Origin of the sequence: Acinetobacter sp. YH12049, assembly GCF_013419875.1 — a bacterium.
In the GTDB taxonomy this organism is placed as follows: Bacteria; Pseudomonadota; Gammaproteobacteria; order Pseudomonadales; family Moraxellaceae; genus Acinetobacter; species Acinetobacter amyesii.
Window position 1 is genome coordinate 141,392 of sequence record NZ_VOZH01000001.1, and the last position, 25,064, is coordinate 166,455.

Here is a 25,064-nt window from a genome sequence, read left to right on the forward strand (position 1 = left end):
ACACTTGATGATGCTTTAACATCCACCTCTTATTTTGTTTTATCTCCTCCTAAAGTTTTCTAATGCAATTTTTTGATTTAAGCCGCCAATTTAATTTAAGTGATATTTTAACGCCTTTTACGACACTTCCTGAACTTGGACATCAAGAATGGTTTTTGTCGAAAGTTCGGGTTGAGCATGACTGCTTATCTGACAATGACATGATTGAAGGCCAAGCTGTGCTTAAATCTAATCACAATATCCAAATTGAGTTGGAATGGTTAATTCAAGATACAGGTCATGAATTACAGCTTTTATTTAAAGGCATTGAAACTGCAGCTAGCGAAGAAACTTTGGTGATCGTGAGAGGTGCGCAAATTGTAGATGATGCAAACAAAAAAGTTTCATCCCAGACACTGAGTTTATGGATCGATGGCACTTTACTACCTATGCTGCCGAATATTCGCAAAGAAATTAAAGCTCGTTTAAACCTTTGGGATTATGTTGAATATGATGGCTAATGCCTCGCCTGAAAAACTGTTTGGCCTTAAAAAAGGTAATCAATCACAGACCTGAAATCTGCATCATTTTTTAGTTAAGCTGTATCTTGCAATTTCAGCTCATTCAGACACTGCTGCAAAACATCAAATACTTTTTTGTCGATGCACTGCGCGACATTAAAACGCATGTATTGCCCTGCGTTCTGTGCTGAGCTGAATGAATTGCCTGGTGCAAGAATGATACCTTGCGTCAAACAGCTTTTTGATAGCTGTGCTGCATCAATATTTGCAGGTAATTGACACCATAAAAAAATGCCAGCTTTGGGCATAACGACTGGATGAATGTCTAGATCTGCAAGTTTCTTTATGGTATCCATCATGTGTTTTTGTAGCTGTTTTTTGACCCATTCAATATGCCTTATATAACTACTGTCCATAAGGGCTTGATAAATAATCTCTGCATTTAAATGACTGGTATTAAAATGGGTTGCAATATTCAAATCAATCAGCTGATCAATTATTGATTCGTGAGCAATGATATAACCACAGCGCACAGCAGCAGAAAGCGTTTTGGTAAAACTGCCAATTTGAATTACTTGCTTTAAACCCAGTAAAGTTAAATAACGTGGCGCATGTAGATACTCAAATTCGGCAAAAATATCATCTTCAACGATTATTAATCCACTTTGCTCTGCCAATTTAGCAATTTCAAATGCCGTTTGCATAGAAAGTGCTGCACCAGTTGGGTTGTGTATGCCTGAGTTGGTTAAATAGATTTTGGGCTGAAACTGCAGCACTTGCTTAAATACTTCTACATCTGGACCATTTTTGCCATACGGTACTGTAATGTAATTCAGCCCATGTGCCTTAATCAGTGCCCTAAAATTAAAGTAACATGGATCATCGATCAGAACCGTATCACCAGTTTTAAGTAAATGCCGAAAAATCAGATCAATAGAATGTGTTGCAGAATCACTAATGAAAATCTGCTTCAAATTAAGCATTACATCATAAACCTCACCTTTACGAGCAATATAGCGGCGTAAATTTGTATGACCGTGTGGCGCCGAATAATCTATTAAGAAACTGCTATCAGATTTAGCAGCCGTTTTTAAGGCTTTACGTAAAGTCTGCTCCGGCATCCATTCTTTTGGCAGCCAGCCGCAACCGGGAATCAGCATACCTTCATGAGCATCTAGCGATTGGCGTGAAATCCACAACGGATCGACCTCTCGGTTATATTCAATAGCATGCTCACTTAATAAAACATTTGCAGTAGAACGTTTGCAGACATAATAGCCAGCTCCAATTCTTGACTCCAATACACCGCTACTGACCAACCGTGCATAGGCTTCTACAACAGTTGAAACCGAACAGCCCAACTGTTGGGAAAATTGACGTACCGAAGGAATGCGGCAGCCTTCAGAAAGCTGTTTCTGATCGATCAGTGTTTGGACTTCCTGCATGACCCATTCGATTTTTGTCATCTTTTCATTTCCTTATTCATGCAGCTTTAGTGAAATATTACGACACACTTTGAACTTATTAATTGACAGTTCAGCCTATTAATCGTTCTAAATCTTGGCTTTACAGCTTATTCAAAGATGGCTATATATGCAAATTGTATGGGTATTTTATCCATAACAGTTCTTTTTAATTGTATTTGACTGTATCTATTTCTGTCATACAGTACGGTATAAATTTTATTACATATCTTTAGACCAAAAATATGGAATGAACATGCAATTTGACCTCAAAGAAGTTCATCAGGGCTGGCTCAACGGTTTTATTGGCGTTGTTATTTTTGCAGGTTCTATGCCTGCAACCCGTGTTGCCGTTCAAGGCTTTAGCCCCGAATTTCTGACAGGCGCTCGCGCCTGTATTGCAGCTATTTTAGCATTGATACTTTTATTCGTTTTAAAGCAGCCTAAGCCATCTATGCTGCAAATTAAATCCTTATGTATTGTTTCAACAGGTGTTGTCATTGGTTTTCCATTATTTACGGCACTGGCTTTACAAACAGAAACTGCGGCTCACTCTTTAATTTTTGTAGCTTTACTACCATTGGTCACGGCTTTTTTTGCAGTGCTACGTGCCAAAGAAATGCCTAAAAATGCCTTTTGGCTGTTTGCAGGTGCAGGCAGTGCTTTAGTCATCTTTTTCATGCTACATCAATCAGGTGTTAAAGGAATTTCTCTCGGTGACATCTATATGATCATTGCTGTTCTGCTCTGCGGATTGGGCTATGCCGAAGGTGGCGTACTGTCTAGAGCTTTAGGTGGATGGCAGGTCATTTGCTGGGCTTTAATCATTGCTTTGCCACTAATGCTGCCACTCTGCTGGCTCTATTTCCCAAACGATTTTCAACATATTCCTCTCAGCGCATATATTGGCTTAGCGTATGTGTCATTGTTCAGCATGTTAATCGGCTTCTTTTTTTGGTACAAAGGCTTAGCTTTGGGTGGAATTGCCAAAGTCGGTCAAATCCAGCTAGTACAGCCCTTTATTGGCCTTATGCTGTGCGCCGTATTATTAAATGAACAGATTAGCCTACTGATGATTGCGGTATCTTTAGCTGTAGTGAGCTGTGTTGTTCTAGCTAAAAAGTACGCTTAAATATTTTTTAAATTGCCTAATTTTAAAGCAAATACAGTGGCATGAATGACCAGTTCATTGCCATTGTTTAGCACAAATATAGTGAAAAACTCTGATAGAGTGATATGCATAGACAATAATAAAAAAGGCAAAATCATGAATCATCAGCATTGGACTCAAATTCGTAAAGTCGTTGCAAATGCCCAACGAGCGTCTATGCATTGCTCGATTGCTACGGTTGATCAAAATTACCAACCAACAATTACTCCAATTGGCACTTTATTTTTACATGAATCAAACTTTTCAGGTTTCTTCTTTGATACTTATTCAGCGTCACTGCGAGAAAATTTAACAATGAATCCCAAAGCCTGCATACAAGCAATAAATAGCAGTAAAGTTTTTTGGCTAAAATCATTAATCAATGGTCAATTTCAAAAATATCCAGGGATACGCCTATATGCTGAAATTGGTGAGTTACGGCCAGCAAGTGAAACAGAATTCGCTTTGGTTCAACAAAGAATTAAGGCATTAAAATGGACTAAAGGTAGCCGCCTAATTTGGAATAATTTTCATCAAGTGCGTGATTTTTCTGTACATGACTTTAAATGGGTACAATATCCTGCAATGATGCCTAAATCATCTTTCTAAGGAAAGCAACCATTGATAAAAGATTACACCAAAGCTTTCTTATAGTAAGTCAATTTCTTTAAATAATTTACTATACGCTTCGGCTTTTTTTTCCAATGCTAGTGGATAAGCTCTAGATGATGACGGCATACGGTATAAAGTCAAATCTCTGCCTGCAAATTCGGTACGAACAGCATGCCCAATGCGTGGTTTTTCAGTATTTTCTGGCATCGAGAGCATCAACGTATCAGTCGCCTTGTCTCCCGTCGTCATAATACTGCGGCAATTCGGCATCTGCGTGAGTAACTTCGCAATATCGGTTGGCTGATAAATCTGTAAAAACTTGTCTGATGCATTACCTTTCAAACGAATCACTTGATAGGCAGTATCAAAAATGCCTATACCTTTTTCATTTAAAAAATCTCGAATGAGCTGTTCTTTAAAAGTCTTGCTCTCTAGATTGAGAAAATGATTTTTATCCTGAAAAAAACATAGGCCAAAGATTTTCCACATGTCATTTTGAAAATTTGGATAATAAAAATCCATCTTCCAGCGGGTTTTTGGAGGTGGAAAACTCCCTAACATCAAGAGTTTCCCATTTGATGGCAAAAATGGCGCTAAAGGATGTGTTTCGATTTGCGGATTCACGCCTGAAATATCTTTGCTCATGTAAATTTAACTTCGCCCAGTGGTTGAATCATAAAATGTCTATGAAAATTGTTCAGTGATTTGTTTTGCTATTTTTTCAGCCCATAACTGATAAATTTCTTTGCTCGGGTGAAAGCCGTCTTTTGCCATTTGTAAATTTTTTTCACGATATTCTTGTAAATCGTATTCAATTAGCCTCGTATTAGGCTTTGTTTTAATAAAATTTTTTAACAGCGCATTCATCTTCTGAGAATATTGTCCAAACAGCCATGACAATGGAAACGGTAAAGCTGGAAACTCATCCATTGGTGGCACACCTGAAATGATCAATAGCTGTGGTTGAAACTTTTCCTCGACAGTTTGATATAAACGCTGCTGGAGCTTCAACCACTGGTCTGGTTGTTTTAATGCTGTGACATCATTGACACCAACAGAGCTGATCACGACATCAAAGTTCTGCGTTGTGACATTATCCAAAGCATTGATGATTTGCTGGCTGTTAAGCCCCGTTGTGGCTTCAAGGCAAAAGTGAACTTGATAATCAGGCGATAAAATTTTAAGCAATTGTCCCAATAGCGCATCTGACTGATGCTCGACGCCGACACCTGCTGCTGCTGAATCACCTAGTATTAATAGCGATAATGGTCGATTACCCTGACCACTCATCCCACAACGTTCTCCCATCGGTTCTGCTAAACGTGGGGTATTTTTTTTCACACGGTAACCTTGGATCAGTAACGCAGGTAACAGCAGCAGTGTTGATACTTTGAGTAGCATAATATTTGGGTAATGAATTAAAGCTTGTCGTCTTCATTATTTTAAATAGTTTAAGAAACAAAGCATTGACTCTATTGTTATTTTTCTACATTTTCTTTTGTTAAAAGCATCATTCTGCGGCATATTGCTAGTTTTTTATATTAATAATGATTATCATTTATTGGTTTTCATCCTACCTATTTTATTATTTCAATGAAAAAACTTTCCCCACTTTTTTTAGCTTGCTCTATTAGCATTGCTGTTTCTTCTGCTTTTGCCCAAACTCAAAATTCACCCGCTTTAACCGATACAATAGAAAAAAACATTTCCCCTATGCTGCTGCATGTGAAGATGTTAAAGCGCGAAGCCAAATATTATTAAACCTACAACATCAGTTAGATCAAAATCCAAAACAACATGCTCAAATTCTCGAAGATTTTTGGAAGCGTGTAGAGCTTATGGGTACACCAATCATTGAAAACTATGATGAAAAACATGACCGTATAATTTTTTTATGGAAAGGTGCGCAGCATAATGTTCGCCTTATTGGTGGCCCAAGTAATGACCATGAATGGTTAACACGCCTACCAAATACCGATATTTGGTTTAAAGAATCGATTATTGATCATCGTTATATTGGCAGTTATAGCTTTGCTGTCGATTTACCGAACTTAGAAGGCTATCTGTCAAATTATTGTCCGCATCTGAATCCTAAACTTAAAGAATCAAGAATGCAGCGTCGTGCTGTGATACAGGTACAACGGATTGATCCTTTCAATAAAAAGACTTATCTCGCAAGTGATGACACGTCAGGCTTGCGTAATGAAAATTTAGTGGCGCTTAAAGATGCCCCGCCTTTTATTGATTCAAAACAATATCCAAATGTGAAACAGCCCCAATTACAAGAGTTTGTTCTAGACAGCAAAATTTTGAATAACTCACGTAAAATCCAAATTTACCAATCTAAAGCTAAGAAAAATCAAAGCTATATCACCGCTATATTTTTTGATGCTCAGCAATATAACGAGTTGCTGAATGTGCCAAAGGCATTAGATATATTAGTTGAGCAAGGTCAGTTACCGCCAATTCAAGCCATTTTTGTTTCTCCACCGAACGATCAGGAACGACCTAAAGAATTAACACCAAATATAAAATTTTCAGCATTTTTTAGTGCTGAACTGATGCCTTGGATTCAAAAAAATGCACCTGCAAAAGTCGATTCGAAGAAAACGGTACTACTTGGGTCAAGTCTTGGCGGTTTAAGTTCAGCTTATTTAGCCTTAGAAAATCCAAATCAAATTAGTCATGTCGTACCGTTATCTGGGTCATTTTGGTGGCAAAATGCGCCGACAGACCTCCCAAATGGCATGAGTAAAATCATTCGTGATAAAACCTCACAACCTAAACAGCATTGGTTTATTACTGCCAATAGTTATGAAAGCTCACGCAATAATAATGAACTGAGTATTTTAGAGACTTCACCTATTGTTGCAGCCGATTTAAAAAATAAAGGTCATGATGTGCATTACCAATCATATATCGGCGGACATTCCTACGCGGTATGGCAAGTTGCCTTGCAAGATGCGCTCAAGCATTTTTTTGCACACAAGTAATTTATAAAAGTTTCGATCATAAAAAAGCCCTCAATTGAGGGCTTTTTTTGAAGCTAGTACTGATTTAATTCCAGCGATTTATGCGTTTAAAGGTTCCAAAATCATTGAAACGTACACCAACCTCACGCATGACTTGGTGTGCAGTTTTTGCGGTTAGATGACGAATATAAAACGGCTCTTTGACCACAAAATGGTGAATGGCATGGGTCGAACCGAAGTTAAAGCAAAACAATTGCATTGGGAACAACCACCACGGATTTAACACCTGAGTTTGTTTAATGACATCGCGTGGGTCAATATCACCATAATAATGCATATTTGAGCTGATAAATTGTAAGCAAAAAGAGCGTATAAAGTTCGGGATAATCCAAACCACAGCTAGAAAATTAATCGTTGGAATTAACTTCACTAAATTAACTGACCAACTAATACTTTGCCCTAACATTGGAGCAATACCATTCACCACATGATAAATGACAAATACATACCAAATGCCGTAATAAACAAAACTTAAAGGGAAAAATCCAGTCAGTTGAGAGAAGAATGCAGTTTTACGTTCTTTTTCAGGTTGTTTTTCAATGAATGTCCTAATCATCTTGAACATTTGAAATGGGCGCAAATACACCGTCATCAATTGATCGCTAATGACCAATATTCGGCGTAATCCCCAAGGCATGCCATTACTGATGCCCCGTTCTTCCAAGTCATATTCTGAACCTGAATACTTATGGTGGTTGAGGTGCAAACGACGACGTGCCCAAGGACTAATGGTATTGGGACGTGCTAACCAAACCAAGGCCAACATGAGATGATGAGCCCACGGCGTCTTTTTAAAATACATATAATGAATCAGGTCATGTTCTAATTCATGTGTCAGTGAAGCAAACATCGCCACCAAAATCACACAAGCCCATGCCGGTAAAATGCCAACAGCAAACGCCCAAGCTGAACCCAACATTCCCAGTAGCGCAAAAATAAGGATGGCTGCGCCTATAAAGTTTTGATGTTTTAAAATGGGATATTGCTGACGTAAGTCTTCACCAGCTTTCGTTACGACAGTTCTGACTTTGTTAATTCGCTGTTGATCTGTCATATCGGAAGACATAGACATAGTACAAACCTAAAAATTAATGAACAGTTGTACATTAAAGCAAATTAAAAAAAAGGAAATCGCTATTTTGAGAACAAATCATCGTCTGTTCAAATATTCAACATTTTATTTATTTTCAATATCTTATTTATAAATAATCTGAGTAATTACTCCATTTTTTCTTTGCAAAATCGGCTGCTTTTAATGTCTTTTCATCACAGGTTTTATGTATTCCTTTTTAACCTACAGAGGATGGCGAATATTATTTGAGAATAAAAAAGCCCCAATATTGGAGCTTTATTATTACATAAAGGTTTAACCTAATTTATTCACGATCTTCAACGGCAATACTTTCATCGCAAGACCTAGAGGCAACCACGGCCATTGTGGTACATAGGCTTTAACCGGTGCTTTCTCAATGGCTTTTGCTAAAAGATGTGAACCCGTTTTTTCATCGACTTCAAATGGCAGTTTTTTCGCACCTTCATTGATCTCCGTACGAATATAACCAGGGAAAATAGTCGTCACTTTAATTGGGGTATCAATCAGCTCTGCACGAATACCTTCAGCTAGAGCAGCAACACCTGCTTTACTTGCACCATAAGCCGTTAAATGTTTAGGCATACCACGCATAGCACTCATCGACGAAATCACCACCAAATGCCCTGCATTTTGGCTACGGAAAATTTCAACTGCAGCTTCGCATTGCGCCAAAGCAGAGATAAAGTTGGTTTCAACTGTCGCACGGTTAATTTCAAAATTACCTTTACCAATACGACGACCTTCACCAACACCTGCGTTGACAATAACACGGTCAATACTGCCAAAATCTGCTTTAAAGGCACGGAACACTTCAAACACTTGATCATAATTTGTGACATCGAGGGTTTTCGCAATGACTTTGATGCCATATTGGCTTTCCAATTCCTGTTTTAGTGTTTCTAGACGCTCTAAACGACGTGCACAAATGGCTAAGTTGTAGCCTTTTTGCGCAAACTCACGTGCCATTCCTGCACCAATCCCTGAGCTTGCACCTGTAATTAAAATTGTTTTAGCCATGATAATTCCTTTGTTTATCTTAGATCCAAGTCAATAAATTTGGATCAACTGCTTTTATAAAATGATGTTCATTTAAACTGAGTAATTGCGGCTCATTTCCAACCAAACGTAGTGTTGTCATACTGGTATTGGCAATGGCCCAATTAAGTGCAAATGTTTTTTCAGGACTCAGCCCTAAAATTTTACCGACTGCAACGGAGATCACTCCACCTGAACTAAACACAACGGCATAACGCGGTTTGGTTTCAGCCAGTTGAGTGCATAACTTTTCTAGCGCTGTTTCGACTCGACTTTTAAAATGTGGCCAAGATTCATCATATTCATGATGAAATTCTCCGCCTGTCCAACGTTCAATGGCACCTTCAAAAATTTTAGATAAATAAGCACGCGGGTTTTCATGCTTAGATACATCTTCTTTTAATAAATGCGGCTGGTTAAATCGAGGTTCATATTGAGCAAAAACTTGCTGATGATTAAATTCATTCCACGCGTTATCTGTATCAACTTGTGCTTCTGGAAAGCATTCAGCCAATGCAAGATTGGCTGTTTGTTGATGACGTTGCATTGAGCCCGCAACCACATAAGGACTTTCTTTTAAAATACGGTCGAAATACTGTCCCAGCACCTTAGCCTGTAGCTCACCATTGGGAGAAAGCTTGTCATAGCTTTCTGCACCAAAAGAAGCCTGACCGTGCCGAATTAAATATATCGTGGTCATTTCCCTAAAATATCCTTCATTTTTTCAATATATTTTTGTGCCACATCATTGGCTTCAAGTTTTTGCAAACCAATAAGTTTTAAGGCACGAATATGTAAAGCATGGATCACAATCCAAAAATCTTTGAATGCCGGATTATTGGTTTGTTTGTGGTAAAAGCGGTAATAAATTTGCTGTGCGATCACGGCTAAACGGAAAATGCCGAACACTTCATAAAATGTCCAGTTGTCTGTTTGTAGACCAGTTTTTTCTAAGTAATATTCAACGACTTCTTTACGACTAAACATACCTTTCAAGTTAGTCGGCTGGCGTCGAGTCGCTTTAAAAATTGCGTTATCGCCACTTTCAACCCAATACGCTAAAGCTGAACCTAAGTCCATCAGTGGATCGCCAAGCGTTGCCATTTCCCAATCCAATACGCCAATCACTTGGGTAGGATCATTTGGATCTAAAATGACGTTGTCAAAACGCCAATCGTTATGAATTACACAGGTTTTAGAGTCAGCAGGAATATTGTCTTTGAGCCAATTACGGACATATTTAAAAGAAGGAACATTTAAGGTTTTGGCTTTTTCATAGCGTGCGTCCCAACCTTCCACTTGACGACGACAGTAGCCGTCGCCCTTGCCTATTTTTTCTAAAGCTGTGCCTTCATATGGCACTTGATGCAGTTCAATTAACTTGTCGATGACGTTGGTACATAACGCTCGAACTTGGCTTTCATCAAAATTTAATTCTTTGGGTAAGTTTGCACGTGGAATGATGCCTTCTACGCGCTTCATCACGTAGAAATCACAGCCAATAACTGATTCATCCTGACATAGCGCCACCATTTCAGGGAGTACAGGATAAAATTCAGATAATGCTTTCTGTACGTTAAATTCACGTGCCATATCATGTGCAGACTTGGCTTTGGTACCTTTCGGTGGACGACGTAAGATTAAATCAGCATTGTCGTATTTTAAGCGATAAGTCCAATTTGATGCGCCACCTGAATATTGAGTGACTTCAACAGGCCCTTCTATTTCAACGCCATGTTCAATCAACCAATTGCCTACGGCACGTACATCCAGTTCTTCACCCTCACGAACTGAACCGCCTACATCAATCACTGACATGCTTTTCTTCCTAAACTTGAATCTATCATGATGATAAAAATATAATTTTCTATAGTTTTATAGCATGGACAACTCGGGGTTGCCATGCCAAATATGTGACTACAACTTGTTTATTTTTTACGACGGCTGCTGTAACCGCGCTTAGCCAATTCTAATTTAGCAATCATGCCTTTATGTACTTCATCAGGGCCATCAGCTAGACGCAGTGAACGTGCTTGCGCAAAGAAACCTGTGAGCGGTGTATCTCTAGAAACCCCAGCACCGCCGTGGATTTGAATCGCCATATCAACAACTTTTTCTAAGACACTCGGCGCGACCACTTTAATGGCAGAAATCTCGGTTAATGCAGCCATATTCCCAAGAGTATCCATTTTATATGCTGCATAAAGGGTCAGTAAACGTGCCTGATCAATCGCAACACGTGCTTCTGCTACGCGTTCTAAATTTCCACCGAGTTTTAAGATTTCTTTACCAAAAGCAGTACGGCTCATACCACGGTCAATCATCAGTTCTAGCGATTTTTCGGCAGCACCAATACAACGCATACAGTGATGAATACGGCCTGGGCCTAAACGACCTTGTGCAATTTCAAAACCTTGACCTGCACCGCCAATAAAGTTTGCAACAGGAACACGTACATTTGTGAAGCTAATTTCACCATGTCCATGTGGTGCATCATAATCACCAAAGACTGGAAGCATACGTTCGATTTTCACTCCAGCAGTTTCAACTGGTACTAAAACCATTGAATGCTGATGATGACGGTCTTTGCTTTCATCTGGTGTATGCGCCATAAAAATAATGATTTTAGCATTAGGATCACCTAAACCTGAAGACCACCACTTACGGCCATTCAATACAATTTCGTCACCTTCAACGACAGCCGTAGCTTCCATATTGGTGGCATCACTTGAAGCAACAGCAGGTTCTGTCATACAAAATACCGAACGGATTTTGCCGTCTAGTAATGGTGTTAACCATTGCTGCTTTTGTTCTTCGGTACCATAACGCCAAATCACTTCCATATTGCCGCTGTCTGGTGCATTGCAATTGAATACTGTAGGTGCAAGTAAGCTACGGCCTGAAAGTTCTGCGATGTGTGCATATTCTTGTACAGATAAACCTTGTCCAAGTTCAGCACATGGTAAAAACATATTCCATAAGCCTGCAGCTTTGGCTTTATCTTTTAAGACCTCTAACTGTGCCGGCCATTGCCATTTGGTCCAATCACCACCTTGATTCAACTCATGAACTTCTGCCCAAAACTCAGTTTCTACAGGCTCAATTTCATCTTTAATAAATTTTTTTGTTCTTTCAATATAATCTTGTGCACGTGCTGAAAGTTCAAACATGACAACATCCTTTAAATATTCTGTTCTTTACGCTTTACAACACCATAACCTGAAATCTAATATGAACAAAATGATTTAATTCAATAGATGAACATGAATAGTATTCATAAAAATACCGTCATCGATATGGGTGTTTTTCACCGTATGGATATCAATTTATATCCGCTGTATATCGCAATTTATGAACAAAAAAGCATTTCAAAAGCAGCACAAATTTTGTGTATTACTCAGTCTGCAGCGAGTCATGCACTTCAACGTTTAAGACAACATTTACAAGATGACTTATTTGTACGTGCTGGGGCGAAAATGCTTCCGACCCCATTTGCCGAGCAGATCTATCCAGTAATTAAAAATGCGCTTATTGCGATTCAAAGCATTTCTATCCAAAAACAACAATTTACTCCGTCGATGGTGCAGAGCCTAAAAATTGCGGTACATGATGAAATTGAACCGATTATTTTTCCTAAGTTAGTTGAACACTTTCAACAGCAGCAGTTTCAGATCCAATTTTCCAGTATTAAATTAGACCGTAAAACCATTGTGGCTGACCTTGCTGCACAGCAAATTGATTTTGCGATTGACCTTGAGCAAAACTTTGGTGAAAAGATTAATTTTCAAACCTTGGTTGAAGACCAATTCGTGGTTTGTAGTCAACATCCAATGATGGATGAACATATTTATCTTTCTGCTCCTCACATTGGGGTTTCTTCCCGACGTGCAGGTGTATTAGTCGAGGATATTTATTTAACCCGTAAAAAACACTCCAGAGAGATTTTTTTACGCTGTCAGCATTACTCTACAGCGTTACAAATTTTGGCACAGCAACCTAAGGCAATATTGACGATTCCACAAAATATTTTGACGCATTTACAGGTTGCTCCCGAACTGAATATTTTTGATGTACCTGTAAACTTGCCGAAAATTAAACTAGGGATGTATTGGCATAATGATTTGGAATTAAATTCCCGGCATGTTTTTTTGCGAAGCGAAATTTCTAAAATTTTTGCTTAGGCTATTTTTAAATGGGATATCACTTTGCTTAGGCTATTTACATGGATTTAGATTGAATTTTGCGTGATGAAACTTGCTGTATATTTATAGATCAAATACTGATTATTTAAGGTATTTTTAACTGACCGTCGGTTTATTCGACAGCCATAAATCATGAGTTCTTATAAAATCTAAACTCCTGTTTTTATGCGATATGACCTCGTTCATATCATTATGTATGCTTTCAAATCTCTCCGCGAATTGGCTCATGGCTTTAGGTGCAGTACTGTGCTTGATCACAGTCTATGTTCTTTACAAAGTCACCATTTTCTTAAAGGATTTTTTCCAACCTTTTAAGAAAGGAAAATCGTACCTCTGCCGTGTATCCGATATTAGTGATGGAGATACCCTCACCTGCTATCGGATGAATCTAAGACGTTCTAAAACCAAACTTCGCTTTGCTTATGTGGATGCGCCAGAATCGACACAAGCCTACGGTAAAGAGTCAGCCCGCCTGATCAAATCTATGGTTTACAAGAAATTTGTTCGCGTAAAAATCACTGATGTAGACCGTTATGGCCGCTGCGTTGGGGTCATTTATCGCTATCGTAAATGTATGAATGAAGAGATGGTAAAACGTGGGGCTGCATGGGTATATGAAGAATACATCCGTGACCAAAAGCATTTGAACTATATGATGAATTTACAAAGCAAAGCACGTAAACAAAAGAAAGGTTTGTGGAAAGCCAGTCGTCCAATGCGCCCTAAAGAGTATCGTAAATTACATAAATAACAGACCACATTACAGCATGGTTAAGGAATATTTGATGACTTAGCCATGTCTAATATTTGACCTTTTTTTACTTCGCTATACAATAATGCTGCCCTTTGTGGCATAGAAAATAAATTAGATAATTAAAATTGGAATAATAATGACTGAACTTACTTCAAGCGAATTGAATCCGTTTCAACAAGATCAAAATATTCAGCCTCAAATTCAAAAAGCCGATCATCCACTGTCTCCTGAGGGACGTTTTGGCCGTCTGTCCTATTTAGCGTGGTTATTTATCATTAGTATGATTTATACCTGCCTATTGGGCATCAGCGTCGCGCTAGGTCTTTTTGCATTTTTCAATTCAGCAGAACGTAGTATTGAAGCACTTTTTAATTCATTCTTAGGACTCAGTGCAATCGCACTGATTGTCGTTTCTATCGTTGCAATGTTTGTCGCAATGATCTGCATTACGATTCGTCGTTTACATGATCTAAATAAAAGCGGTTGGCTCTGTTTAATTTTTCTCATCCCACTGGTCGGTACCATCTTTAGCATTTATGTGATGGCGGCAAAAGGCACCGAAGGTGAAAATAAATATGGCATTAAGCGTCCAACGGAACAAACAGAGAAAGTTATTGGGTCATTGTATCTAATCCTGATGATTGTTTATTTATTGGTCATGATTCCATTGATGTTCAATATGCAAAGTATGATGAGTAATTTAGAACAAGCACAATTACAAGAACAAGCGATGATGTCTGAAGGTGAACCTGAATTAACAGATGAACAACTTGCGGCTTATTTAGAGCAAGCTGAATCAGAAGGTGAAGAACTTGCTTATGCAGATGGTGAAAGTGTAGAAATCTCAGAAAATGCAGACAGCTCAGCAGAAGATGCAGCAATTGCAGCTGCAGAAGCTTCTGTAGAATAAACACGTATTGTTTAAGGTATCAATTCAACGATATGCATTGAACGATAAGCTTTAAATGAAATGTTATGCAAGAAAACCTGTGTGCGCACAGGTTTTTTATACCTATTATTTTTTGCTTTAAGTTGTTCACTTGAATTCAAAATAAATTAGGCGTAAAGTTGCGATAATTTAGTTACCCTAGTTAACTATCATGAATGCCTCATTAGGTTTCCGCTCTTCACTTCTGCGCTGTGCGCGTCTGATGAGTGATGAAATCAACACGATTTTACTGCCCTATCAATTGAACTATTCACTTTGGCAAGTCATGTTTGTCATCCGTGAAAAAAACGCTTGTACTTCTATTGAAATGGCAGAATATTTAAATGTATCCAAGCCATCCATCACTAAGCGTGTCAAAATTCTTGCTCAGATGGATATTTTGGCACATGTGCAAACTGACGATAAACGGCAAAAGAAAATGATGCTCAGCGAGACTGGACGTGAGTTATTTCAGCAATGTGCAAAAGACATAGATGCCTTTGAGCAGCGCCTGATTGCGCCATTAGCCAGCCAAGATATCCAACACTCCATTCAAATTTTACACCGTGTCATGCAAGAACTTGAACAAAGCACTGTAGGTGATGATCATGCAAGATAAAGCACCACTTTGGACTCGAAATTTTATTTTAGTCAGCGCCATTAACTTCCAATTGGTTTTAACCTTTTATCTCTTGGTTGTGGTGATCGTGGGCTATGCGGTTGCTGAATTGGGTGCGACTACAGCCCAAGCAGGTTTAGTTTCAGGCTTGTTCATTGTCGGCACATTGGTCGGGCGTTTATTGGTGGGTAAGTTCCTAGAGCGTTTTGGTCGTAAAACAACACTGATCGTTGGTTTAATTGGCTTTTTAGTCTTTTCTGGTTTTTACTTCATTCAGTTTGGCGTCGGCATGTTGCTATTCATACGCTTTATGCATGGCTTTATGATGGGTATGGCATCAACAGTGCTGGGTACCTTAATTGCCCAAATCTTACCAGCGACACGTCGCGGTGAAGGCATTGGCTACTACAGCATGAGTAGTACGTTAGGTACGGCTATTGGGCCATTTCTTGCCATTTGGATGATGTTACATATTGGTTATCATGCGATTTTTATCGTTTCTACGATTATCGCATTGAGCTGCCTATTGGTTGCCTTGCTGATTCAAGTGCCCGATTTACCCAAAATCACTAAACCTCTTGATACTGTTGAAGCCGTCAAAAAACCAAGTTGGATTGCTCAATTTGTAGAACCGAAAGCATTACCGATATCATTCATCATGCTTTTCGCTTCAATCTGCTATTCAGGTGTTTTATCTTTCATTAACTTCTATGCCAATGAAATCGATTTGGTTGAAACAGCCTCGTTTTTCTTTTTGATGTATGCCATTGCGATCTTAATTTCTCGCCCATTTACAGGCCCTTTGATGGACCATAAAGGTGAAAATGTAGTGATCTACCCTGCTTTTGTGATTATGGGCGTGGCATTGGTATTACTCAGCATCACTCAGAGTTCATGGATGCTTTTACTTTGTGCAGGCCTACTTGGACTCGGTTATGGCAATATTCAGTCGGTCTGCCAAACAGTTGCAGTAAAAAGTGCTCCGCTTGAACGTATGGGCTTTGCCACTTCGACTTTCTTTATCTTTTTGGATGCCGGCTTAGGCTTTGGACCATACTTTATCGGTAAATTGCTCGACCATATTGGCTATTCACAATTGTATTTGTATAGCGCATTTGCTGCCTTTGCATGTATTGGTGCCTACTACATTTTACATGGTCGTTATACCGTTCGAACCGCTTAAACTATAACTAAACATCAAATCGTCGGCTGAAACGTCGACGATATTCTAAGGGGCTCAGCCCCGTTTTTTTTTGAAATAACCGTCGAAATGAGCTTGGGTCACTATAGCCGACCTCTCGCATAATCAGATCTAAAGCATGTCCCGTTTCTTCTAAACGCTTTCGTGCAGCTTCTATCCGTATTGATTGTAAGTACTGATTCGGAGGAATATCCAAAGCCGTTTTAAAATGTCGAATCAATGTCCTCGTTGTGACATTAAACTGCGCCGCAAGTTCATCTAAGACAATATTTTCATGATAATGCTGTTCCAACCAATCTTGAACTTTTTGCACCAAACCATCCTGATGCGGTTTAGATATTTTCAATAAAGAATAGGACAACTGACTATCACGACGATAATCCAATACAAATGATTTTGCCGTATGGATTGCCGTTTCAAAACCATAAAAACGTTCTATTAGGTGTAGTCCCAAATCAAACCATGCTAAGCCGCCGCCTGCACAATAGATATTTTGGTCATGGCTAATGAGCTGATCTGCATTCAGTTTCACCAAAGGATAGCGTTCACGAAACATTTGCTGAAAGCCCCAATGCGTCGTTGCCTGCTTGCCATCTAAAAGCCCGGCTTCTGCCAGAAAAAAATTACCCGTACAATTTCCTGCGATCAGTCCGCTTTGCAATTGCCGAGTTTTTAATAACTCGATCAGTGCTGAGTTTTGCGCTAAAACATCTAAGATCGGCGCCCCAATAGTTGGTACAATGATGACATCTGCATCTGTTATTTCAGAAAATGCTAAATCTGCATAAAGCTTGATGCCATTGATACTTTGCACAGCTTGACCATGTTGTGAGGCAATTTTGACCTGAAATAGCCGCTGCACATTTTGTTTTTGGATCCGGTTCCAACTGACCCCCGCCATTGCAAATAAATCAATGACCCCAGTAATCGCGGAAGCTAAAGCGCCATCAAATGCTAAAATTATGATTTTCTTCATTTAAAGTTCAAATTATCAAAATGTCATTTTTAACTTATTAAGTGTCATTATTGACAATTCTATATCTAAAAATCAACTGCTAGGCTTAAGGCATAAAATTCAACCCGATTAGAGATTGAGCAATGGCGCAGTTAATCAATGACAAAGATTTAAATTTTTTGCTATTTGATGTGTTTAAAGCGCAAGACTTAACGCATTACCCACGTTTTGCTGAACATGATGCTGAAACCTTCAAAAGCATCCTAGAAACTGCACAAGGTATTGCTCAAGACTTTTTTGCACCCCATAACGCAACAGCCGATCAAAACGAACCTACGTTTGATGGTCAACAGGTTAAAACCATTGCAGAAGTCAAAACGGCATGGAAGCAATTTGCAGATGCCGGCTTGCTTTGTGCGCAGCATGATTATGATGCAGGCGGTATGCAACTTCCGACTTTGATCAACATGGCTGCAAATGCTTATTTCATGTCAGCAAATCCTTCATCAGTGGCTTATTCATTTCTAACCGCTGCAGCTGCAAATGTAATTCAAGCTTTCGGTACGACTGAACAAAAAGATATGTTTGTACCACATATGTTTAGTGGTCGTTTTGCAGGAACGATGGCCATGACTGAACCTGATGTGGGTTCATCTTTAGGTGATTTGTCCACAAAAGCCATACCGCAAGCCAATGGAACATACCTCATCAAAGGCCAAAAGATGTTTATTTCAGGGGGTGACCAAGACATCACTGAAAATATCGTGCATTTGGTCCTTGCTCGCATCCAAGATGCACCTCAGGGCGTGAAAGGTATATCGCTGTTTATTGTTCCGAAGTTTAAAACCCTAAGCGATGGTTCACTTGCAGGCGCCAATGACGTTCAACTGGCCGGCTTATTACATAAAATGGGCTATCGAGGTACAACATCGACAATACTGAGTTTTGGTGAAAAAGACCAATGTACAGGCTATCTGATTGGTGAAGCAGGTGCTGGTCTTAAATATATGTTTAAGATGATGAATGAAGCACGAGTCGGTGTCGGCTTAGGTGCAGCCATGATTGGATACCGTGGCTATTTAGAGTCGCTCGAATATGCCAAAAACCGTCCACAAGGCCGCTTAGTTTCAGATAAAAATCCTGCCGCAAAACCTGTCAATATTATTCAACATACAGATGTTAAACGGATGCTTTTGGCACAAAAATCTTATGTGGAAGGCGCACTTGCGTTATGTTTGTTTGCTGCACGTTTAATTGATGAACATCAAGCCGCTAACAATGAAGACAGTGCGCTGTTATTAGATTTAATTATCCCTGTTGTCAAATCATTCCCTTCTGCCTATGGACCAAAAGCCAATGATTTAGCCATCCAAGTTTTAGGTGGCGCTGGCTATACCCGTGAATATCCGCTTGAACAATGCTATCGCGACAACCGCTTAAATCCGATCCATGAAGGAACATTTGGGATTCAATCGTTGGATTTGTTGGGTCGTAAGCTTTGGCAGCACAACAGCAAAGGTTTGATGCTGTTATTACAACGTATGCAAAATACGATTGATCAAGCTCAACATCCTAAAACGCAAGCGCTTGCAGCAATTTTTTCAGCGCATTTAAGCACGGTGAAGAAAACCACACAAAGTTTGGGACAAGTCCTCGCTCAAGGTCGTGTCGATCAGGCACTGGGTAATTCTGCGTTGTATCTAGACATGATGGGCAAAGTCATCATTTCATGGCTATGGCTTGAAATGGCCAATCAAGCCCTTGTGAAATTTGAACATTCAGATTTAGCTGAAGATCAACAATTCTTAGCCGGTAAATTACAAGCCGCGCAATATTTTATCCACTGGGAATTACCTGAAATAGAGCACCAAGCCAAGTTATTGCTAGAACTTGATGATACTTGCCTCAACATGCAAGAAAGTTGGTTCTAGTCACCCGTTTAGCTCAGTCCTCAATGGGCTAATCTGGACAAGGTTTTCACGGATGAAAATCTTGTCCAACCCTATCTATTTCAATAAAACTGCAATAAAAAAAGGAACTTAGATTTCGTTCCTTATTTATCAAAATTGAGTGCTATACACCGCAATTATTGGAAGACTTTAAAACGAGCGGCATCATCCATATAGCCTTTTTCTTTCGCTTCACCTTCCACTGAACCAAAAACCAATTGAGCACGAAGTTTCCAATGCGCAGGAATGTCCCATTCAGCATGCGCTTGTTCATCCACAATTGGGTTGTAATGCTGTAATGATGCGCCTAAACCTTCGGTGTGCAATGCGGTCCAAGTCGCAAATTGGGCAATGGCAGTTGAATGTTCGGTCCAAATCGGAAAGTTTTCTGCATAAGTCGGAAACTGTGCTTGTAGACCACTGACCACATCCAAATCTTCAAAGAACAAAACTGTACCCAAACCTGCTGCAAAACTTGCCATTTTATCCGTGGTCTTCGCAGCAATTTCTTCATCTTTTGCATAAGATTTTAATTTGTCAGCGACTAAGCCCCAAAATTTTTCGCTTTCACCATTAAATAAAATAACAGCACGAGAAGATTGTGAGTTAAATGAAGACGGGCTTTGTTTAATCGCTGTTTGGATCAAATCAGTTAAATATTCTGTGCTTTGGCTTACATTGTCCCCAATAGCATAAATAGTGCGACGTTTGCTTATCAGGTCAATAAACTGATTTGACATATAAAATGGTCCTTTAAAATAAAATGTGCAGATGAGTCAGAAACATTTGGAATGATAAGTATCGCGACTTTCCAAATGTTGGAATGCTTCTCTTGCTTGATGGGTCACTATGAAACAGTCACTTGTCGAAGTAAATCTGAAGTTCTGCTGTACATATAAAAAATCCTCCTAAGCGGAGGATTTTTCGACTAACTTTTTGACGTTTAGAATTTTGCTTCTAGTACATTCGCTGACACTTGGTTTTTCCAAAGCTCACGTAACGTCGGTAGATAGAATTTTTCACCTAACTCAACCAACTCTGCATCAATCAAACCATGAACTTCGTGCATGAATAAATAATCAAGTTCAACGGTTTGTAATTTTGACTGTGCTTTTTTATATTCTTTACGTTTTTGCTGTGCTTTTTTTACCAAGTTATCTGCATAAGCACGGTCTTTATATTGCGCAATAGCATTCAAACGAAGTTCGATTACGCCCCAACCACTGAGTAGCAATTTAAATTTTTCAAAATCTGTCGTTGTTGATTCCCAGCTCATTTCTTCTAGATTTTCATTTTCAGGCAAAACTGGTAGCAAAAGCTCCATAACACTTGGGAAAATCTTTTTAAAATTCAAAACAAATTTAACAGGATGCTCGCCCGGATAGTCTTTAAATTGAACGTTCTTTTGGACATCTGTCAAATAGATGGTGAGCATTGGGGGAAATCCTTAAATAAAACACTGTCTTGCAAATATTTATTCAAACAAATGTCAAATAGCAACGAAAACAGAAAAAGAAAGGCATTTTAACAAGTGTGCCAATGAATTCAAAGCACAATCCAATGAATTACTCGCTTCATCATCAGGCCTTTCTTCATTTTGTTCGTTCCCCTATTTTTAATAAATCGTCTGGTTTCTATACATACATTTCAAGATGAATATGAATCCAAAGAATCTGTATTAGGTAGAATCCAGCTGAAAAATAAAGCAATCATATATCCAATAAAAAGAGAAGCTAAGTATGAGTTAGCTTCTCTTTTTATTTTCAAACACTCTAGATGAATGATCTCAAAAAATTTATTTGGTATTTGGTGAAACCATTTGCTCAGGACGAACCACTTCATCAAATTGCTCAGCAGTGACTAAACCGAGTTCTACCGCAACTTGTTTTAAGGTTTTTCCTTCCTTATATGCAGTTTTAGCAACTTTTGCAGCATTTTCATAACCAATTACAGGATTGAGTGCCGTAACTAACATTAATGAATCATGTAAGAAATGGTCGATTTTTTCACGGTTTGGCTCAATGCCTACTGCACAGTGGTCATTAAAGCTATTACATGCATCGCCGAGGAGTTGAATAGATTGCAATAAGTTAAAGGCAATAACAGGCATAAACACGTTTAATTCAAAGTTACCCGATGCCCCAGCAACATTAATGGTTGTGTCATTTCCAAGTACTTGAGCAACCACCATCGTCATGGCTTCACTTTGAGTTGGATTGACCTTCCCTGGCATGATGCTTGAGCCTGGTTCATTTTCTGGAATGCGTAGCTCACCAAAACCACAGCGAGGGCCACTGGCTAACCAACGCACATCATTAGCGATTTTATTTAAACTTGCAGCAAGTGTTTTTAACGCACCCGACGCAAATACAGCTGCATCACGTCCTGCAAGTGCTTCAAATTTATTGGGTGCAGTGACAAATGGTAGTCCTGTTTGTTTCGCAATTTCTGCTGCTGCTTTTACAGCATATTCAGGATGTGCATTCAGTCCTGTACCGACCGCTGTACCACCTAGTGGTAATTCATACAGTCCTTCTAAAGCTTGATTTAAACGCTTCAAACCATGATCGAGCTGTGAAACATAGCCGCTAAACTCTTGGCCTAATGTTAAAGGCGTTGCATCCTGTAAATGTGTACGGCCAATTTTAACAATATCTTTAAAATCGTTAGATTTAGCTTCTAAGGTATTACGCAGTTTTGTTACTGCAGGAATTAAAAGCTCATTGATTTGTAAACTTGCAGCCACATGGATTGCAGTTGGGAACGAATCATTGGTCGATTGAGCACGATTTACATGATCATTGGGATGGACAGGTTTTTGTGAACCCAATGGATTGCCTAGTTTTTGATTGGCAATATTGGCAATTACCTCATTACAGTTCATATTACTTTGCGTACCTGAACCAGTTTGCCAAACTACCAGTGGAAATTGTGCATCCCATTGACCTGAGATCACTTCTTCGGCTGCATTGACGATATAACCAGAAAGTTCCTGAGGGATTTGACCCAATGCTGCGTTAGTAATCGCTGCTGATTTTTTCACGAGACCCATTGCACGAATCATTGGACGTGGTAAACGTTCACCACCAATTTTAAAGTTTTGCAAACTACGCTGTGTTTGTGCACCCCACATCGCATCGCTAGGTACTTCAACATCGCCCATTGTGTCATGTTCAATACGTGTTTGCATAAATGACCTCATATCCTTATCTATAAACTTGAACGTCTGTGCAGAATCAAATTCTGCTGATAAATACAGTTTAGGTAACTTGCTTAGATTTGTAAATAATAACCATTATCAATTATAAGTGGTTTATTTGATAATCTTTATCGTGATTTTATAAAGAAAATCATGCACGACGATTAAATTTACCGAATACAAGACGAGTTAATTACCTCTTAATGTTTGTTGATAGAAACGCCATTCATCTTCTAGCATTTTCTTTAAATCTTGTTCAGGCTGCCAATCAAAAGTACTTTTCGCTTTCTGTGTACTTGCCCCAAGCTGGTCATATTCATGGCTTGGGTAAAAAGTAGATTCGACCGTCTTAATCTCTGCCTGTGTCACTTCTGAAAGTGTATCCAACAGTTGCTGTATCGAAACAAGCTCACCTGAAATATTAAAGGCCTCGCAAGTAAATTGTTGCTGCGACAACCATTTTAAACATTGCCACACCGCCTTACAGCAGTCGAGTACATGCAAGAAACTCCGTTCCACAGTACCATCTTCAGTTTTGGCTTGTTTGCGAAGTTCAATAAAATCTCGTTGTAAAGCCCCGACTTGCATCGCAAGCGGCACGATATTTTTTGGCAATGGCGCAACAAACTCACCTAAAACTGCATGTTCGAATGCACCTGCGACGTTTCCTAAACGCAAAATCGCAATTTTCCACTCGTTATCAGTACGTGCTGTATCCCGTATAATTTCTTCCACCATTTGTTGAGATTTCACATAGGGATTTGGATAAGTAAAATTGATTTCTGTGTCTTCTGTTAAATCTGCCGAAGACTGACCATATACCGCCAAACTTGATAAATGGATCAGTGTTCGTACACCTGTTCGCTGCATGGCACGCAGCAAACTCATGATACAGCTGACATTATCATTATAGTATTCAAGTGGTTTAAGGACGGATTCTTCCAATGACTTAAAGCCTGCCGTATGAATGACAGCATCGACGGTATATTGTTCAAATACTTTATTGAGTGCGGGAGTATTTCGAATATCGAGTTTGACAAAAGGTACATACATGCCTGAAATAAATTCTAGTCGTTCAAGTGTTTGTAAATTTGCATTGGATAAATTATCCACAATAATGACTTCTTGACCTTGAGCCATTAAACTCAAGGCTATATGTGAGCCTATAAAGCCTAAACCACCAGTCACTAAAATCATTGTTTAGATACTCCTTATAGTTATCAAGCTTTTACAACTCTTTGGCATCATCTTGGTGTCGTCACCAACTTTTCTACAGATCAAAATTATTAAACCTCGCCTCAGCATTTTCCATGAGCCGAACAATCTGCAAGAGCATTCTAGTTTTATCTTACTGCTTTGGAATTTTGACTGTGTTGCAGTTATGAATATTAACTGTATTTGATTTACGACAAATGACCTCGCTAGCGATCCATTTAGAAGACATCACAAGTTTTCGTGGCATTTGAGTTGAAGGCTTTTTGAAGAAGATATTTAATAATAGTTACATTGCGAAGCATGTTAGACAGCAACAAAATATTAGAGATGATCTTATCGAATGAGCAAATGGAATTGAGCAGTCTGACTATTTTTTGAGGTATAGGATCTGGATGTGAACGCCAGATGAATCATCATAAATATTCATCTGGCAAGATGTTGGCAATGTAACTATAACAGCAGCAAACTTTTGAAATCGCAAATATTTGGCGAACTTAATTTAGCGGATATAGCCTTTTTTGATCATGGCTGAGAATAGGAACTCGTAAACTTTTAAGATCATGCTCACCAAATGAAAACCATAGCTTCGCCATAAAGACAGTCCGACAAAATTAAGCAAAACAGCGATGATCAACGCGCCCGCCATATCCATTGGATAATGCACACCTAAATAGACTCTCGACCATGCAACAAGAAAAGCGAATGCTAGAAATACATAGCCGACGGTTTTTTGCTTTGAAAATATATAAGAAAATGCAATCGTGCTAAAAAACAGCATGTGATCACTCGGGAATGATCCATTCGGTGAATGTTCTATAATCGTGCGTCCAACGTCCAAGACAAAGGGTCTAGGATAGTAAAAAAAACTTGAAATCACTTGGCTGATAAGAAATGCGACGATTGTAAACACAGTGGCTTTAACGATTTGTTTTTTGATATCAAAATTGCCTTTAAACCAAGCCAAAAACATCAAAAGAATCACGATATAAAATAGATCATTGGCTATAAATATGGCGAAAGAAATGGTGAAATCTAAAGCATTGTCCGAAGCATTGATTGAATTAAATAAACTTAAATTAAATTTCTCTATATTCATGAGATGGTTTAAAAAATGAAAAGATCATAGCACTCTGTAAAATCAAAAATTGCGTTTTATT

The 25,064-nt window shown here is 38.9% G+C and carries 24 protein-coding genes; 10 read left to right on the forward strand and 14 right to left on the reverse strand.

The genetic code is table 11. The annotated features are described in order from the left end of the window. Positions 1-62 precede the first annotated feature (62 nt). Positions 63-500, forward strand: a complete 438-nt coding sequence (locus FTU05_RS00615; RefSeq protein ID WP_180106036.1) for a hypothetical protein — start codon at positions 63-65, stop codon at positions 498-500. A 74-nt stretch (positions 501-574) separates the two neighbouring features. Here the strand turns inward: FTU05_RS00615 and FTU05_RS00620 are convergent, their stop codons facing one another. Continuing rightward, on the reverse strand, positions 575-1,966 hold the full coding sequence (locus FTU05_RS00620) for a PLP-dependent aminotransferase family protein (protein WP_180163897.1): 1,392 nt from the start codon (positions 1,964-1,966) through the stop codon (positions 575-577). Positions 1,967-2,219: 253 nt separating this feature from the next. Here FTU05_RS00620 and FTU05_RS00625 point away from each other — a divergent pair, with 253 nt between their 5' ends. After that, positions 2,220-3,095, forward strand: a complete 876-nt coding sequence (locus FTU05_RS00625; RefSeq protein ID WP_180163899.1) for a DMT family transporter — start codon at positions 2,220-2,222, stop codon at positions 3,093-3,095. A gap of 132 nt (positions 3,096-3,227) precedes the next feature. Continuing rightward, positions 3,228-3,722 (forward strand): pyridoxamine 5'-phosphate oxidase family protein, encoded by a 495-nt coding sequence (locus FTU05_RS00630; RefSeq protein WP_180163917.1) that lies wholly within the window; start codon positions 3,228-3,230, stop codon positions 3,720-3,722. A gap of 39 nt (positions 3,723-3,761) precedes the next feature. Here FTU05_RS00630 and FTU05_RS00635 read toward each other — a convergent pair whose 3' ends face one another. Then, a complete protein-coding gene (locus tag FTU05_RS00635; RefSeq protein WP_180007796.1) occupies positions 3,762-4,370 on the reverse strand; it encodes a uracil-DNA glycosylase family protein in 609 nt (202 codons plus the stop codon). A gap of 39 nt (positions 4,371-4,409) precedes the next feature. After that, a complete protein-coding gene (locus FTU05_RS00640; protein WP_180073904.1) occupies positions 4,410-5,126 on the reverse strand; it encodes an SGNH/GDSL hydrolase family protein in 717 nt (238 codons plus the stop codon). Positions 5,127-5,563: 437 nt separating this feature from the next. Here FTU05_RS00640 and FTU05_RS00645 point away from each other — a divergent pair, with 437 nt between their 5' ends. After that, a complete protein-coding gene (locus FTU05_RS00645; protein ID WP_257222551.1) occupies positions 5,564-6,718 on the forward strand; it encodes an alpha/beta hydrolase-fold protein in 1,155 nt (384 codons plus the stop codon). Between the two features lie 64 nt (positions 6,719-6,782). Here the strand turns inward: FTU05_RS00645 and FTU05_RS00650 are convergent, their stop codons facing one another. The 5 genes from FTU05_RS00650 to FTU05_RS00670 form a co-directional block, all read right to left on the reverse strand. Continuing rightward, on the reverse strand, positions 6,783-7,829 hold the full coding sequence (locus FTU05_RS00650) for a fatty acid desaturase (protein WP_180011456.1): 1,047 nt from the start codon (positions 7,827-7,829) through the stop codon (positions 6,783-6,785). Positions 7,830-8,123: 294 nt separating this feature from the next. Further along, positions 8,124-8,867, reverse strand: coding sequence for an SDR family oxidoreductase (locus FTU05_RS00655; protein ID WP_078190968.1), 744 nt, complete (start codon positions 8,865-8,867; stop codon positions 8,124-8,126). Between the two features lie 19 nt (positions 8,868-8,886). After that, positions 8,887-9,585, reverse strand: coding sequence for a histidine phosphatase family protein (locus FTU05_RS00660; protein ID WP_078193820.1), 699 nt, complete (start codon positions 9,583-9,585; stop codon positions 8,887-8,889). Continuing rightward, the gene (locus FTU05_RS00665) at positions 9,582-10,703 is read right to left on the reverse strand and encodes a phosphotransferase family protein (RefSeq protein ID WP_168377545.1); all 1,122 of its coding nucleotides are present in this window, start codon (positions 10,701-10,703) and stop codon (positions 9,582-9,584) included. Before FTU05_RS00665 ends, FTU05_RS00660 begins: the two co-directional genes overlap by 4 nt. A 110-nt stretch (positions 10,704-10,813) precedes the next feature. Next, positions 10,814-12,055: an acyl-CoA dehydrogenase family protein gene (locus FTU05_RS00670; RefSeq protein ID WP_180106038.1), complete on the reverse strand. Its 1,242-nt coding sequence runs from the start codon at positions 12,053-12,055 to the stop codon at positions 10,814-10,816. A 93-nt stretch (positions 12,056-12,148) separates the two neighbouring features. Between FTU05_RS00670 and FTU05_RS00675 the strand changes: the two genes are divergently transcribed. The 5 genes from FTU05_RS00675 (at position 12,149) to FTU05_RS00695 (ending at position 16,571) form a co-directional block, all read left to right on the forward strand. Beyond that, entirely contained in the window at positions 12,149-13,066 is a 918-nt protein-coding gene (locus FTU05_RS00675; protein WP_180106039.1) for a LysR family transcriptional regulator, read from the forward strand. A 217-nt stretch (positions 13,067-13,283) separates the two neighbouring features. Next, the gene (locus FTU05_RS00680) at positions 13,284-13,838 is read left to right on the forward strand and encodes a thermonuclease family protein (RefSeq protein WP_078190973.1); all 555 of its coding nucleotides are present in this window, start codon (positions 13,284-13,286) and stop codon (positions 13,836-13,838) included. A gap of 139 nt (positions 13,839-13,977) precedes the next feature. Further along, positions 13,978-14,751: a DUF805 domain-containing protein gene (locus FTU05_RS00685; RefSeq protein ID WP_180021740.1), complete on the forward strand. Its 774-nt coding sequence runs from the start codon at positions 13,978-13,980 to the stop codon at positions 14,749-14,751. Positions 14,752-14,938: 187 nt separating this feature from the next. Next, positions 14,939-15,388, forward strand: a complete 450-nt coding sequence (locus FTU05_RS00690; protein WP_373685246.1) for a MarR family winged helix-turn-helix transcriptional regulator — start codon at positions 14,939-14,941, stop codon at positions 15,386-15,388. Then, positions 15,372-16,571 (forward strand): MFS transporter, encoded by a 1,200-nt coding sequence (locus FTU05_RS00695; RefSeq protein WP_180106041.1) that lies wholly within the window; start codon positions 15,372-15,374, stop codon positions 16,569-16,571. Before FTU05_RS00690 ends, FTU05_RS00695 begins: the two co-directional genes overlap by 17 nt. Before the next feature lie 7 nt (positions 16,572-16,578). On the opposite strand, the gene FTU05_RS00700 is transcribed toward FTU05_RS00695, so the two are convergent. Then, entirely contained in the window at positions 16,579-17,565 is a 987-nt protein-coding gene (locus FTU05_RS00700; RefSeq protein WP_180106042.1) for a GlxA family transcriptional regulator, read from the reverse strand. A gap of 122 nt (positions 17,566-17,687) precedes the next feature. Between FTU05_RS00700 and FTU05_RS00705 the strand changes: the two genes are divergently transcribed. Continuing rightward, the gene (locus FTU05_RS00705) at positions 17,688-19,475 is read left to right on the forward strand and encodes an acyl-CoA dehydrogenase (protein ID WP_180106043.1); all 1,788 of its coding nucleotides are present in this window, start codon (positions 17,688-17,690) and stop codon (positions 19,473-19,475) included. Positions 19,476-19,630: 155 nt separating this feature from the next. On the opposite strand, the gene FTU05_RS00710 is transcribed toward FTU05_RS00705, so the two are convergent. The 5 genes from FTU05_RS00710 to FTU05_RS00730 form a co-directional block, all read right to left on the reverse strand. Next, positions 19,631-20,233 (reverse strand): nitroreductase family protein, encoded by a 603-nt coding sequence (locus FTU05_RS00710; protein WP_180106044.1) that lies wholly within the window; start codon positions 20,231-20,233, stop codon positions 19,631-19,633. Positions 20,234-20,436: 203 nt separating this feature from the next. After that, positions 20,437-20,928 carry a hypothetical protein gene (locus FTU05_RS00715; RefSeq protein WP_078193829.1) on the reverse strand — a complete coding sequence of 164 codons (492 nt, stop codon included), beginning with the start codon at positions 20,926-20,928 and terminating at the stop codon, positions 20,437-20,439. 360 nt (positions 20,929-21,288) lie between these two features. Next, complete coding sequence (fumC, locus tag FTU05_RS00720; RefSeq protein WP_180106045.1) at positions 21,289-22,683, reverse strand: class II fumarate hydratase; 1,395 nt, start codon at positions 22,681-22,683, stop codon at positions 21,289-21,291. 198 nt (positions 22,684-22,881) lie between these two features. Next, positions 22,882-23,889 (reverse strand): SDR family NAD(P)-dependent oxidoreductase, encoded by a 1,008-nt coding sequence (locus FTU05_RS00725; protein ID WP_180106046.1) that lies wholly within the window; start codon positions 23,887-23,889, stop codon positions 22,882-22,884. Positions 23,890-24,406: 517 nt separating this feature from the next. Next, a complete protein-coding gene (locus FTU05_RS00730; RefSeq protein WP_180054847.1) occupies positions 24,407-25,003 on the reverse strand; it encodes a phosphatase PAP2 family protein in 597 nt (198 codons plus the stop codon). Between the last annotated feature and the right edge of the window lie 61 nt (positions 25,004-25,064).